Below are 13,755 nucleotides of genomic sequence, written 5' to 3'. Positions count from 1 at the left end.
GCCTGCGCCCGGAAAGCCCAGCGATCAGAACCCGAAAGGGGGTACTTCCGTGGAGGTGGGCATGTCTGGCTGACCGTGCGGCCGGCCTCCGTGTGCCGGGGGCCGGCCGCGTGCCGGGGTCAGCCGGCCTGGGTCTCGCGGACCCGCAGGGCGCGGGTGAGGTCGTCGAGCTGGTCGACGAGCTTGCGGCGCAGGGCGGGGATCGGGTCGGCGGTGGCGAGGCATTCCTGGCCGAGGCGCAGGGTGTCGGCGTCGACGGCGTACGCGGGGAAGGCCCAGCGGCCGGCGGCGTCGGCGATGGCGGGGCCGCGGCGGGCGGCGACGGCGACCGCCTCGGCGTAGTAGCGGGGGACGTAGTCGGCGACGAGGTCGGCCTGTTCGGGCTGCCAGAAGCCCCGGGCGGTGGCGGTGAACAGGTAGTTGGACAGGTCGTCGGAAGCGAACATGGCGGCCCAGGCGCGGCTCTTGGCCTCGGCGTCGGGCAGTGCGGCGCGGCAGCGGGCGGCGCCTTCCTGGCCGGTGGCGCTGGGGTCCCGTTCGAGTTCGGCGGCGATGGCCGTCTCGTCGGTGGCGCCGAGGACGGCGAGGCGGGTGAGGATGCGCCAGCGCAGTTCGGGGTCGAGTTCGGGGCCGCCGGGGACGGTGCCGTCGGCGAGCCAGGCGGCGATGGTCTCGGGGTGGGCGGCGGCGTCGATGTAGTGGCGTACGGCGATCAGGCGCAGGCCGGGGTGGTCGCCGTCCTCGGTGCGGCGGATGAGGTCGCGGCACAGGTCGGAGAGGGTGGCCAGGGCGGCGGGCCGCTGCCCGGGGGCGAGGTAGCGGTCGGCGACCTGGGCGGCGGCGAAGGCGAGGACGCCGGAGACGAGGGCGAGGTCGGTCTCGTGCGGGAGGTGGGCGCGGGCGGTGTCGAGGTAGGCGGTGGCGGGGAGTTCGCCGTCGCGGACGGCGTCGCGCAGGGCGTTCCAGACGACGGCGCGGGTGAGGGGGTCGGGCAGGCCGGACAGGGCGGTGCGGATGGTCCGGAAGGATTCCGCGTCGAAGCGGATCTTGGCGTAGGTGAGGTCGCCGTCGTTGAGGACGACGAGCGCGGGCTGCGGGCCGGCGGTGCTGACGAGGATGTTCTCGCCGGCGAGGTCCTCGTCGAGGCGCTGGCGCAGGGTGAGGCGGCCGGCGTCGTGGAGGTCGTGGTCGTAGACGCCGATGGTGATGCGGTGCGGCCGTGTGCCTTCCCCGGGCTCCAGGTGGCCGGCGTTGTTCGTGCCGCTGGCGGGGGCGGGCGCGGACCGGGCTCCGGCGCTGCCCCGGTGCGAGATGCGGAGGCTCCAGTTGCCGTTCTCGGCGCGCAGTTCGGGCACGAGGGTGTCGACGCCGGTGGTGCGCAGCCAGGCGTCGGCCCAGGCGTGGACGTCGCGTTCGGTGGCGGAGGCGAGGGAGTCGATGAAGTCGGCGAGGGTGGCGTTGGCGAACTTGTGCCGCTCGAAGTGGGTGTTGATGCCGGCGAGGAAGTCCTTCTCGCCGAGCCAGGCGACGAGCTGGCGCAGGGCGGAGGCGCCCTTGGCGTAGGAGATGCCGTCGAAGTTGAGGAGGGCGGAGGCGGTGTCCTCGACGTTCTCGGGGGCGACGGGGTGGGTGGAGGGGCGCTGGTCGGCGTCGTAGCCCCAGGGCTTGCGGGTGACGCCGAAGTCGGTCCAGGTGCCGGTGAAGCGGGTGGCCTCGGCGCAGGTCTGGTAGCCCATGTACTCGGCGAAGGACTCGTTCAGCCAGATGTCGTCCCACCACTTGAGGGTGACGAGGTCGCCGAACCACATGTGGGCCATCTCGTGAGCGATGACCATGGCGCGGGTCTGGCGTTCGGTGTCGGTGACGGCGGAGCGGAAGACGAACTCGTCGCGGAAGGTGACCAGGCCCGGGTTCTCCATGGCGCCGGCGTTGAACTCGGGGACGAACGCCTGGTCGTAGGAGTCGAAGGGGTAGGGCTCGGCGAACTTCTCGTGGTAGCGGTCGAAGCAGGCGCGGGTGACGTCGAAGAGCTCGTCGGTGTCGGCGTCGAGGTGGGGGGCGAGCGAGCGGCGGCAGTGGAGGCCGAAGGGCAGGCCGCGGTGTTCGGTGCGTACGGAGTGCCAGGGGCCGGCGGCGACGGCGACGAGGTAGGTGGAGATCAGGGGGGTGGTGGCGGCCTTCCAGCGGCCGTCGCCGGTGTGCTCGGTGATGCCGTTGGCGAGGACGGTCCAGCCTTCGGGGGCGGTGACGGTGAGGTCGAAGACGGCCTTGAGGTCGGGCTGGTCGAAGGCGGCGAAGACGCGCTGCACGTCGTCCATGAACAGCTGGGTGTAGACGTAGGTCTCGTCGTCGGTGGGGTCGGTGAAGCGGTGCATGCCCTCGCCGGTGCGGGAGTAGCGCATGGCCGCGTCGACGCGCAGTTCGTGCTCTCCGGGGGTGAGGTTCTTCAGGGGCAGCCGGTTCTCGTCCAGGCCGTCCGGGTCGAGGGGGTGTCCGTCCAGGGTGACGCTGCGCAGCTCGGCGGGCTTGACCTCGACGAAGGTGTCCGTGGTGCCCGTCTCGGCGCGGACGGTGAACCGGATGACGGTGCGGGAGTCGAAGGTCTCGTCGCCACGGGTCAGATCGAGGTCGATCGTGTAGTGGTGGACGTCGAGGAGTTGGGCACGGGTCTGCGCTTCGTCGCGCGTCAGTACGGACATGCAGGCCATGCTGCCTGATGCGGTGGGCGGGGCACAGGGGCGGATCGGTACGCGGGGTATGTCCGGTCCGCGCCGTGCCGCCCGCCTGCGTGCGCCCTGGGCCGCTACGGCCACCCGTGCCGCCCCTGGGTGCCTCCCAGGCCGTTCGGGCACTGGGGGAGGCACGACCGCCCGCGGCTATGCGCTTCCGCCGGCCCCGTTGCCCGTGTCCTCCGCGATGCGCTCGTGGTGGTGGATGACCTCGGCGATGATGAAGTTCAGGAACTTCTCGGCGAACGCCGGGTCCAGTTTGGCGCTCTCGGCGAGGTCCCGCAGCCGGGCGATCTGCTTGGCCTCGCGGGCGGGGTCGGCGGGCGGCAGCTGGTGGCGGGCCTTGAGGAGGCCGACCTGCTGCGTGCATTTGAAGCGCTCGGCGAGCATGTGGACGACGGCCGCGTCGATGTTGTCGATGCTGTCCCGCAGCCGGGCCAGCTCCTCGCGGACGGCGTGGTCGGCGGCACCGGTACCGGTGTTGCTGATGGTCATGGGCGATCACCCTACGGGCGGTCCGCCGGCCGTCGCACACCGTCTCAGGCCGTGGGCGGGCCCGGCGTCCCGGCGCGGCTCGTACAGTGGAGGCAGGGTCAGGCGTCTTGGGGGTACGGCGTGGCGAACGGCGGTCCGGTCGAGCACGGCTACCCGCACCTGGAGACGGTGCGGGCCGCCGTCACGGCGCTGTACAGGCGTCTGTCGTACGACACCGTCCAGACGTTCTCGGCCAGCGTGGCCCCGGCCGACGTGGCGTTCTGCGACACGGACGACCTGTATCTGGGGGCGCAGCGGGTGGCCCGCGAGCTGGTGCGTCACTACCGTCTGCCGGACGCCCGGATGATCGTCTCCTTCCGTGAGATGACGCATGCGGCGAATGTCGAGCTGGCGGCGGGCCCGGAGTACTTCGTGGAGCTGAACGACCGCTTCCGCACCCATCGCCGGGACATCGGCGCGGCCCTCGCGCACGAGGTGATGCACGTGTACCTGCACCGCCTGGACCTGTCCTTCCCGGGAACGCGGGACAACGAGATCCTCACGGACACGGCGGCGGCCTACCTGGGCGCGGGGTGGCTGCTGCTGGACGCGTACCGGGAGGACGCGGCGTCGTCGCAGAAGCTGGGGTATCTGACGCCGGAGGAGTTCGGGTACGTGCTCGCCAAGCGGGCGCTGCTGTTCGGGGAGGATCCGGCGGTGTGGTTCACCAGTCCGCAGGCCTACACGGCGTACGCCAAGGGCATGGAGCGGGCCCGCCGGGACGAGCAGCAGCCGCCGCTGACCGCGGCCGGGTGGGCGGGGCGCCGCCGGTACGCCCGGGACCGGCGGCACGCGCTGGACCCGCACGCCGCCCCCGTGACGGACGCCCCCTACTCCTTCATGCCGGACGCGCGGGGGCCGCTGCGGGTGTCGTTCGCCTGCCCGACGTGCCACCAGCGGATCCGGGTGCCGGTGCGGGGGCGGGTGCGGGCGCGGTGCGGGTTGTGCCGGACGGTCCTGGAGTGCGACACGTAGGCGGGCTGGGGCTGCTTCAATGCCCGCATGACGGAGACGATCAGGGAGCCCTGGGGGCTCAGTGTTTTCGGTGCGGGCAGTGTGCGGGTGGAACCGCAGCTGGTGCGGGTGAGGTTGGCGGTGGATGTGCTGGCGCCGTCGCCGGACCGTTCCTTCGGGGAGGCGGGGACGGCGGTGACGCGGCTGCGGGAGGTGCTGCGCCGGCACGGGATACCGGACACCGCGGTGTCGGGTTCCCGGCTCAGGCTCAGCTCGGAGTACGGCGGTTACAACGGTGAGCGCAAGCTGCTCGGTTACCGCTGCCAGGCCTCGTACTCGGTGGAGACGGAGACGCTGGACGGCCTCCAGCAGCTGATCGTGGACGCGGTCGACGCGGGCGCGCACCGCATCGACCAGGTGGAGTTCGACGTGCACGACAAGCCGGCGATGCGCGACGAGGCCCGGCGCAGGGCCGTGGCCGCCGCCCGCCGGAAGGCCGAGGTGTACGCGGAGGCGGCGGACGTGCGGCTGGGGCCGGTGGTGCACATCCAGGACGTGGACGCCGAGTCCGTCGTGCAGTACCGCGGCCACGGCGGCGGGGGCGGCAGCTCGGCCGGGGACCTGGCGCCGGGGATGGTGGAGGTGTCGGCGGCCGTGGTGCTGGGGTACTCGCTGCGGCGCTGACCCGGGCGGCCGTCGTCAGTGCTGGGGCCGCACGATGCCCTGGGCGCGTGCGGCCACCAGCCACTTGGGGAACTCCCCCACCAGCCGGTCGTACAGCTCGGCGTCGGACACCTGCCGCGGGTCGCGGCCCGCGTGGAAGAACCCGGCGTTGTCGACGGCCCGCTTGTCCGGCACGGCCAGCTCGTCGAGCTTGCGCAGGTACTCGAACTGGCGGCTGCCCGGGTCGCCGAAGCCGACGAACTGCCAGAACAGCGGGAGCCGCGCCGCCTTGCACAGATAGCGCTCCGCGGCGAGCCGGTTGACCGGGCCGCCGTCGGTCTGGAAGACGACCAGGGCGGGGTGGCGCGCGCCGCTGTCGAGGTAGTGGTCGATCACGGCGTCCATGGCCAGGTGGTAGCTGGTCTTGCCCATGTGCCCGAGGCCGGCCACGATCCGCTCGACGCGGCCCTGGTGGTCGGCGAGGGCGATCTCGGTGACCGCGTCGACGTCGGTGGAGAAGAACACCACGGGCACGGTGCCGTCGTCGTCGAGGTGCGCGGACAGTCCCAGCACCCGGTCGGCGAGCGCCTGCACGGTGCCGTCCTGGTAGTAGGGCTTCATCGAGCCCGAGTAGTCGACGACGAGGTACACGGCGGCCCGTGTCCCCTCGAGTCCGTGTTTCGTCAGGGACACACCGGCGCTCTTGTACAGTCTGACCAGCGCGGGCGCGGTCTCCTGCACCTTCGTGAGACTGATCGCGGCCATGCGGACTCCCCCTCGTGCGGCGGCGACTGGCTGCCGAGCGTACGGCACTGCGGACCCCGCCTCTCAGCCGCTCCACAGTGTTTCGATATTTTGTTCGCCGCCGTCCCCACCGGCTCACCGTCCGCCCGTCCCGAGGAGCCGGCCGTGGATTCCGAGTCCACCGTCACCACCTGCTACCGCCATCCCGCGGTGGAGTGCCATGTCCGCTGCACCCGCTGCGACCGCTCCATCTGCCCCGACTGCATGCACGAGGCGGCGGTGGGCCACCACTGCCCGGAGTGCGTGAAGGAGGGCGCGCGGTCGGTCCGGCAGGCCCGGACGATCGTCGGCGGCCGGGTCTCGGCGACGCCCGTCGTGACGTACGTGCTGATCGGGCTGAACGTCCTCGCGTACCTGGGTGAGCTGGTGCGGCCGGGGATCGTGGACCGGTTCTCGATGGTCGGCGCGCGCCTGGTCGGGCCGGACGGGGGCCACTACGTCTACCAGGGCGTGTTCCCGGAGGGCTTCCACGCCGAGGGTGTCGTCGCCGGCGAGTGGGAGCGGATGCTCACCAGCGCCTTCCTGCACCTGGAGCCCACCGAGGGCACGTTCGGCGTCCTCCACATCGTGATGAACATGGCCGCGCTGTGGCAGCTCGGGCGGGTGGTGGAGCCGATGCTCGGCCGCGTCCGGTACGCCGTCCTGTATCTGCTGTCGGCGCTCGGCGGTTCCGTCGTGGAGCTGCTCCTCGCGGACCCCGCCCAGCCCTCGGTCGGCGCGTCGGGCGCGGTCTTCGGCCTCGGAGCCGCCTACTACGTCCTGGCGCGGCGGCTCGGCGCGAACATGGCGCCGGTCAACCGCTTCATGGCGTACCTGCTGCTGTGGCTGCTGATCTCGGCCGGGCTCACCTCGTGGCAGGGCCATCTGGGCGGCCTGCTGGCGGGCGGGGCGGTGGCCGCGGCGTACGCGTACGCGCCGCGCGACGGGCGGCGGGTGCTGGTGCAGGCGGGTGCGTGTGCGCTTGTGGTGGTGCTGCTGGCGGTGTCGGCGGCGGTCAAGGTGTCGGAACTGTCAGGTGGAGGTATTCCCCAGTGAAACGTGCCGGTGTGCTGCTCCTCGCGGCCGTCCCCGTGGTCGCCACGGGGGTGTACTTCCTCATGCCGACGGACTCGGCCGACGCCCCGGTGACGCCGCCCACGTCGACCACCCAGTCCTCCCGCGAGGACGCCAAGGACCGGGCCGAGCAGGAGCGGGAGGCGGACGACGAGCTGATCGCCGACCTGCCGCCGGGGCTGGCCGCCCCGGCGAAGAAGGAGCTGGCGCAGCAGCTGGTGTCCAGCGCCGAGAACTCGACCACGGACTGGCGCAGCGCCTACGGCACCATCGAGGATCTCGGGCAGGGTGACGGCTACACCGCGGGCATCATCGGTTTCTGCACCGGCACCCACGATCTGCTCGCCCTGGTCGAGCACTACACCGAGGACCACCCGGACAACGGCCTCGCGAAGTACCTGCCGGCCCTGCGCGAGGTCGACGGGACCGACTCCCACGAGGGCCTGGATCCCGGGTTCACGGCCGCCTGGGAGGCGGAGGCGAAGCTCCCCGCGTTCCGCAAGGCGCAGGAGGAGGAGCGCGACCGGGTCTACTTCCAGCCGTCGGTGCGCCTGGCCAAGCTGGACGGGCTCGGCACGCTGGGCCAGTTCGTCTACTTCGACGCGATGGTCTTCCACGGCCCCGACAGCGACGCGGACGGCTTCTACAGCCTGCGCGAGCTGGCGATGAAGAAGGCGAAGACGCCGGCCGACGGCGGGTCCGAGAAGGCCTATCTGGACGCGTTCCTCGACGTCCGGCGCGAGGCGATGCTGGCCAAGCGGCCGGACATCGACACCTCCCGCGTCGACACGGCCCAGCGCCGGTTCCTGGAGGCCGGGAACCTGGACCTGAAGACGCCGCTGGTGTGGGAGATGTACGGGGACACCTACAAGCTGCCCTGAGCATGCGACGGCGCCTGCCCATTCGTCCGGTCGGGGACAGGGCAGGCGCCATCAGTGTTCCGCACGCCTTTGTGCGGGACGACTGTGAGGTTGTTCCGGCCGTCAGACCGCCAGTGCGCGGTCGGTCGGGCGGATCGGGGCCGGCAGGTCGCTGGCTCCGGTCAGGAAGCGGTCCGCGCCACGTGCGGCGGAGCGGCCCTCGGCGATCGCCCAGACGATGAGCGACTGGCCGCGGCCGGCGTCACCGGCGACGAACACACCCGGCACATTGGTCTGGAAGTCGGCGTCCCGGGCGATGTTACCCCGTTCGTCGAGCTCCAGGCCGAACTGGTCGACCAGGCCGTTCTCCCGGTCGGTGCCGGTGAAGCCCATGGCGAGGGTGACCAGCTGGGCGGGGATCTTGCGCTCGGTGCCCGGCTTCGGGGTCAGCTTGCCCTCGACGAACTCGACCTCGCTCATGTGCAGCCACTGGACGTTGCCGTCCTCGTCGCCCTCGAAGTGGGTCGTGGAGACGGCGTAGACCCGCTCGCCGCCCTCCTCGTGGGCGCTGGTGACCTTGTAGAGCATCGGGAAGGTCGGCCACGGCTGCGAGACCGGGTTCCGCTCCTCGCCCGGCCGGGGCATGATCTCCAGCTGGGTGACGGAGGCCGCGCCCTGGCGGTGGGCGGTGCCCACGCAGTCGGCGCCGGTGTCGCCGCCGCCGATGACGACGACGTGCTTGCCCTCGGCGCTGATCGGCGGGGCGACGTAGTCGCCCTCCTGCACCTTGTTGGCCAGGGGCAGGTACTCCATGGCCTGGTAGATGCCCTGGAGCTCGCGGCCGGGGACCGGCAGGTCGCGGGCGGTGGTGGCACCGGCGGCGATGACGACGGCGTCGTACCGCTTCTTCAGGTCCGTCGCCTTGAGGTCGCGGCCGATCTCGACGCCGGTGCGGAAGCGGGTGCCTTCCGCGCGCATCTGCTCTATGCGGCGGTTGATGTGCCGCTTCTCCATCTTGAACTCGGGGATGCCGTAGCGGAGGAGGCCTCCGATGCGGTCCGCGCGCTCGTAGACGGCGACGGTGTGGCCGGCCCGGGTGAGCTGCTGGGCGGCGGCCAGGCCCGCCGGTCCCGAGCCGATGACGGCGACGGTCTTGCCGGACAGGCGCTCGGGGATCTGCGGGGCGACGTCCCCGGTCTCCCACGCCTTGTCGATGATCGAGACCTCGACGTTCTTGATGGTGACCGGCGGCTGGTTGATGCCGAGCACGCACGCCGACTCGCACGGGGCCGGGCACAGGCGGCCCGTGAACTCCGGGAAGTTGTTGGTGGCGTGCAGACGCTCCTGCGCGGCCGACCAGTCCTCGCGGTAGGCGTAGTCGTTCCACTCGGGGATCAGGTTCCCGAGCGGGCAGCCGTTGTGACAGAACGGGATGCCGCAGTCCATGCACCGGCTGGCCTGCTTGCTGATGATCGGCAGCAGGGAGCCGGGGACGTAGACCTCGTTCCAGTCCTTGACGCGCTCCTCGACGGGCCGGGTCTTGGCGACCTCGCGCCCGTGGTTCAGGAAGCCCTTGGGATCAGCCATTGGTCGCCGCCTCCATCATCTTCTCGGTGATCTCGGTCTCGGAGAGACCGGCTCGCTCGGCGGCGTCCTTGGCGGCGAGCACTGCCTTGTACGTACGGGGAATGATCTTGCTGAAGCGCTCCGCGGCGGCCGGCCAGTCGGCGAGCAGCTTCTGGGCGACCGTGGACCCGGTCTCCTCGGCGTGGCGGCGCACGACGTCGTGCAGCCACTCCTTGTCCGTGTCGTCCAGCGCCTCGATCGCGTCGAGGTTGCCGGCGTTGACGTTGTTCCGGTCGAGGTCGACGACGTAGGCGACGCCGCCGGACATGCCGGCCGCGAAGTTGCGCCCGGTCTCGCCGAGGACGACCGCGTGGCCGCCGGTCATGTACTCGCAGCCGTGGTCGCCGACGCCCTCGGAGACGACGAGCGCGCCGGAGTTGCGGACGCAGAAGCGCTCGCCGACCTTGCCACGCAGGAACATCTCGCCGCCGGTGGCGCCGTAGCCGATGGTGTTGCCGGCGATGGTGGAGTACTCGGCGAGGTGGTCGGCGCCCCGGTCGGGGCGGACGATCACGCGGCCGCCGGAGAGGCCCTTGCCGACGTAGTCGTTGGCGTCGCCCTCCAGGCGCAGCGTGATGCCGCGCGGGACGAAGGCGCCGAAGGACTGGCCGGCGGAGCCGGTGAAGGTGATGTCGACGGTGTCGTCGGGCAGGCCCGCGCCGCCGAACTTCTTGGTCACCTCGTGGCCGAGCATGGTGCCGACCGTGCGGTTGATGTTGCGGATGGCGACCTGGGCGCGCACCGGCGCGGCGTCGGTGGCGTCCGTGGCACCCAGCGCGTCCGAGGCGAGCTTGATCAGCTCGTTGTCGAGGGCCTTCTCCAGGCCGTGGTCCTGGCCGACGGCCTGGTGGCGCACGGCGCCCTCGGGCAGCTCGGGCACGTGGAAGAGCGGGGCCAGGTCCAGGCCCTGCGCCTTCCAGTGGTTCACGGCGCGGGTGACGTCGAGGGCCTCGGCGTGGCCGACGGCCTCCTCGATGGAGCGGAAGCCCAGCTCGGCGAGGATCTCGCGGACCTCTTCGGCGATGAACTTGAAGAAGTTCACGATGTACTCGGCCTTGCCCGAGAACCGGTCGCGCAGCACCGGGTTCTGGGTGGCGATGCCGACCGGGCAGGTGTCCAGGTGGCAGACGCGCATCATGACGCAGCCGGAGACGACGAGCGGCGCGGTCGCGAAACCGAACTCCTCGGCGCCGAGCAGCGCGGCGATGACGACGTCGCGGCCGGTCTTGAGCTGGCCGTCGGTCTGGACGACGATCCGGTCGCGCAGGCCGTTGAGCAGCAGGGTCTGCTGGGTCTCGGCGAGACCGAGCTCCCAGGGGCCGCCCGCGTGCTTGAGCGAGGTGAGCGGGGAGGCACCCGTGCCGCCGTCGTGGCCGGAGATGAGCACGACGTCCGCGTGCGCCTTGGACACACCCGCCGCGACCGTGCCGACGCCGACCTCGGAGACCAGCTTGACGTGAATCCGCGCCTGCGGGTTCGCGTTCTTCAGGTCGTGGATCAGCTGGGCCAGGTCCTCGATGGAGTAGATGTCGTGGTGCGGCGGCGGGGAGATCAGGCCCACGCCGGGGGTGCTGTGCCGGGTCTTGGCGACCCAGGGGTACACCTTGTGGCCGGGCAGCTGGCCGCCCTCGCCGGGCTTGGCGCCCTGGGCCATCTTGATCTGGATGTCGTCCGCGTTGACCAGGTACTCGGAGGTGACGCCGAAGCGGCCGGAGGCGACCTGCTTGATCGCGGAACGGCGCGCCGGGTCGTACAGGCGCTCCGGGTCCTCGCCGCCCTCACCGGTGTTGGACTTGCCGCCCAGCTGGTTCATGGCGATGGCGAGGGTCTCGTGCGCCTCCTGGGAGATGGAGCCGTACGACATGGCGCCGGTGGAGAAGCGCTTGACGATCTCGGAGACCGGCTCGACCTCGTCGAGCGGGATCGGCTGCCGGTCGCTCTTGAAGCCGAACAGGCCGCGCAGCGTCATCAGGCGCTCGGACTGCTCGTTCACGCGCTCGGTGTACTTCTTGAAGATGTCGTACGTGCCGGTGCGGGTGGAGTGCTGGAGGCGGAAGACCGTCTCCGGGTCGAACAGGTGCGGCTCGCCCTCGCGGCGCCACTGGTACTCGCCGCCGATGTCCAGCGCCCGGTGCGCGGGCGCGATGCCGCTGGCAGGGTAGGCCTTCGCGTGGCGGGCGGCGACCTCCTTGGCGACGACGTCGATGCCGACGCCGCCGATCTTGGTGGCGGTGCCGTTGAAGTACTTCTCCACGAAGGCCTCGTCGAGGCCGACAGCCTCGAAGACCTGGGCGCCGCGGTAGGAGGCGACGGTGGAGATGCCCATCTTGGACATGACCTTGAGGACGCCCTTGCCGAGGGCGTAGATCAGGTTGCGGATGGCCTGCTCGGGCTCGGCGCCCGGCAGGAAGGTGCCGGCGCGGACCAGGTCCTCGACGGACTCCATCGCCAGGTACGGGTTGACCGCGGCGGCGCCGTAGCCGATGAGCAGGGCGACGTGGTGGACCTCGCGGACGTCACCGGCCTCGACCAGCAGACCCACCTGGGTGCGCTGCTTGGTGCGGATGAGGTGGTGGTGGACGGCCGCGGTGAGCAGCAGCGACGGGATCGGGGCGTGCTCGGCGTCCGAGTGGCGGTCGGAGAGGACGATCAGCCGGGCGCCGTTCTCGATGGCGGCGTCGGCCTCGGCGCAGATCTCCTCGATGCGCGCGGCCAGCGCGTCGCCGCCGCCGTGCACCCGGTACAGGCCGGAGAGTGTCGCGGCCTTGAAGCCGGGCATGTCGCCGTCGGCGTTGATGTGGATGAGCTTCGCCAGCTCGTCGTTGTCGATGACGGGGAAGGGCAGGGACACGCTGCGGCAGGAGGCGGCCGTCGGGTCCAGCAGGTTGCCCTGGGGGCCGAGCGAGCTGCGCAGGGAGGTGACCAGTTCCTCGCGGATCGCGTCCAGCGGCGGGTTGGTGACCTGCGCGAACAGCTGGGTGAAGTAGTCGAAGAGCAGCCGGGGGCGCTCGGACAGCGCGGCGATGGGCGAGTCGGTGCCCATGGAGCCGATCGGCTCGGCGCCGGCCTTGGCCATCGGCGCGAGGATGACGCGCAGCTCCTCCTCGGTGTACCCGAAGGTCTGCTGGCGGCGGGTGACCGAGGCGTGGGTGTGCACGATGTGCTCGCGCTCGGGCAGGTCGGACAGCTCGATCTCGCCGGCCTCGAGCCACTCGGCGTACGGCTTCTCCGCGGCGAGCGCGGACTTGATCTCGTCGTCCTCGATGATGCGGTGCTCGGCGGTGTCCACGAGGAACATGCGGCCGGGCTGAAGGCGGCCCTTGCGGACGACCTTCGCCGGGTCGATGTCGAGGACGCCGACCTCGGAGCCGAGGACGACGAGGCCGTCGTCGGTGACCCAGTAGCGGCCGGGGCGCAGGCCGTTGCGGTCGAGGACCGCGCCGACCTGGGTGCCGTCGGTGAAGGTGACGCAGGCGGGGCCGTCCCAGGGCTCCATCATCGTGGAGTGGAACTGGTAGAAGGCGCGCCGGGCCGGGTCCATGGAGTCGTGGTTCTCCCACGCCTCCGGGATCATCATCAGCACGGAGTGCGGCAGCGAGCGCCCGCCGAGGTGCAGCAGCTCCAGGACCTCGTCGAAGGAGGCGGAGTCCGAGGCGTCCGGCGTACAGATCGGGAAGAGCCGCTCCAGGTCCGAGGAAGAGCCGAACACGTCGGAGACGAGCTGGGACTCGCGGGCGACCATCCAGTTGCGGTTGCCCTTGACCGTGTTGATCTCGCCGTTGTGCGCGACGAAGCGGTACGGGTGGGCGAGCGGCCACGACGGGAAGGTGTTCGTGGAGAACCGGGAGTGCACGAGCGCGATCGCGGAGGCGAAGCGGCGGTCGGACAGGTCCGGGAAGAAGGGCTCCAGCTGGCCGGTGGTCAGCATGCCCTTGTAGACGATGGTCCGCGCGGACAGCGACGGGAAGTAGACGCCCACCTCGCGCTCGGCGCGCTTGCGCAGCGCGAAGGCGCGGCGGTCGAGGGCGATGCCCTGCGAGGCACCGTCGGTCACGAAGATCTGACGGAAGACCGGCATGGTCGAACGGGCGGTGGCGCCGAGCATCTGCGGGGCGACCGGGACCTCGCGCCAGCCGAGGACGGTGAGGCCCTCCTCGGACGCGATCGTCTCGATCCGCGTGGCGGCGTCCTCGGTTCCGTCGACCGGCAGGAAGGCGATGCCGACGGCGTAGGCACCGGCCTCGGGCAGTTCGAATCCGGCCACCTCGCGGAAGAAGGCGTCCGGCACCTGGGAGAGGATGCCCGCGCCGTCGCCCGAGTCGGGCTCGGAGCCGGTGGCACCGCGGTGCTCGAGGTTGCGCAGCACGGTGAGGGCCTGGTCGACCAGGGTGTGGGAGGCCTCGCCCGTGAGGGTGGCGACGAAGCCGACGCCGCAGGCGTCGTGCTCGTTGCGGGGGTCGTACATACCCTGCGCAGCAGGGCGAGCATCCATGAAGGACCAGTTCTGGCCATTCGCGGAGTGCTGGGACGGC

General features: G+C 71.5%; 9 protein-coding genes. 4 read left to right on the top strand and 5 right to left on the bottom strand.

The genetic code is table 11. The annotated features are described in order from the left end of the window. Window positions 1–119 precede the first annotated feature (119 nt). Window positions 120–2,708 (bottom strand): aminopeptidase N, encoded by a 2,589-nt coding sequence (gene pepN / locus IEZ05_RS02670; RefSeq protein ID WP_189228310.1) that lies wholly within the window; start codon window positions 2,706–2,708, stop codon window positions 120–122. Window positions 2,709–2,876: 168 nt separating this feature from the next. Further along, window positions 2,877–3,224, bottom strand: a complete 348-nt coding sequence (locus IEZ05_RS02665; RefSeq protein WP_189228309.1) for a chorismate mutase — start codon at window positions 3,222–3,224, stop codon at window positions 2,877–2,879. Window positions 3,225–3,344: 120 nt separating this feature from the next. On the opposite strand from IEZ05_RS02665, the gene IEZ05_RS02660 reads away from it, so the two are divergent. Both IEZ05_RS02660 and IEZ05_RS02655 read left to right on the top strand, forming a co-directional pair. Continuing rightward, window positions 3,345–4,238 (top strand): hypothetical protein, encoded by an 894-nt coding sequence (locus IEZ05_RS02660; protein ID WP_189228308.1) that lies wholly within the window; start codon window positions 3,345–3,347, stop codon window positions 4,236–4,238. 27 nt (window positions 4,239–4,265) lie between these two features. Next, a complete protein-coding gene (locus IEZ05_RS02655; RefSeq protein ID WP_189228307.1) occupies window positions 4,266–4,901 on the top strand; it encodes an SIMPL domain-containing protein in 636 nt (211 codons plus the stop codon). Between the two features lie 15 nt (window positions 4,902–4,916). Here the strand turns inward: IEZ05_RS02655 and IEZ05_RS02650 are convergent, their stop codons facing one another. Continuing rightward, window positions 4,917–5,645 (bottom strand): vWA domain-containing protein, encoded by a 729-nt coding sequence (locus tag IEZ05_RS02650; RefSeq protein WP_189228306.1) that lies wholly within the window; start codon window positions 5,643–5,645, stop codon window positions 4,917–4,919. A gap of 144 nt (window positions 5,646–5,789) precedes the next feature. Here IEZ05_RS02650 and IEZ05_RS02645 point away from each other — a divergent pair, with 144 nt between their 5' ends. Together IEZ05_RS02645 and IEZ05_RS02640 are read left to right on the top strand one after the other, a co-directional pair. Next, complete coding sequence (locus IEZ05_RS02645) at window positions 5,790–6,719, top strand: rhomboid family intramembrane serine protease (RefSeq protein WP_189228305.1); 930 nt, start codon at window positions 5,790–5,792, stop codon at window positions 6,717–6,719. Further along, entirely contained in the window at window positions 6,716–7,618 is a 903-nt protein-coding gene (locus IEZ05_RS02640; RefSeq protein ID WP_229869554.1) for a chitosanase, read from the top strand. The genes IEZ05_RS02645 and IEZ05_RS02640 overlap by 4 nt, the downstream gene beginning before the upstream one ends. 102 nt (window positions 7,619–7,720) lie before the next feature. Here the strand turns inward: IEZ05_RS02640 and IEZ05_RS02635 are convergent, their stop codons facing one another. Together IEZ05_RS02635 and gltB are read right to left on the bottom strand one after the other, a co-directional pair. Further along, entirely contained in the window at window positions 7,721–9,184 is a 1,464-nt protein-coding gene (locus IEZ05_RS02635; RefSeq protein WP_189228304.1) for a glutamate synthase subunit beta, read from the bottom strand. Next, a complete protein-coding gene (gltB, locus tag IEZ05_RS02630) occupies window positions 9,177–13,715 on the bottom strand; it encodes a glutamate synthase large subunit (RefSeq protein WP_189228559.1) in 4,539 nt (1,512 codons plus the stop codon). The genes IEZ05_RS02635 and gltB overlap by 8 nt, the downstream gene beginning before the upstream one ends. Between the last annotated feature and the right edge of the window lie 40 nt (window positions 13,716–13,755).

The sequence above is a fragment of the Streptomyces flaveolus genome, from assembly GCF_014648815.1.
Classification (GTDB): Bacteria; Actinomycetota; Actinomycetes; order Streptomycetales; family Streptomycetaceae; genus Streptomyces; species Streptomyces flaveolus.
This window is presented reverse-complemented; position numbering and strand designations above follow the sequence as displayed.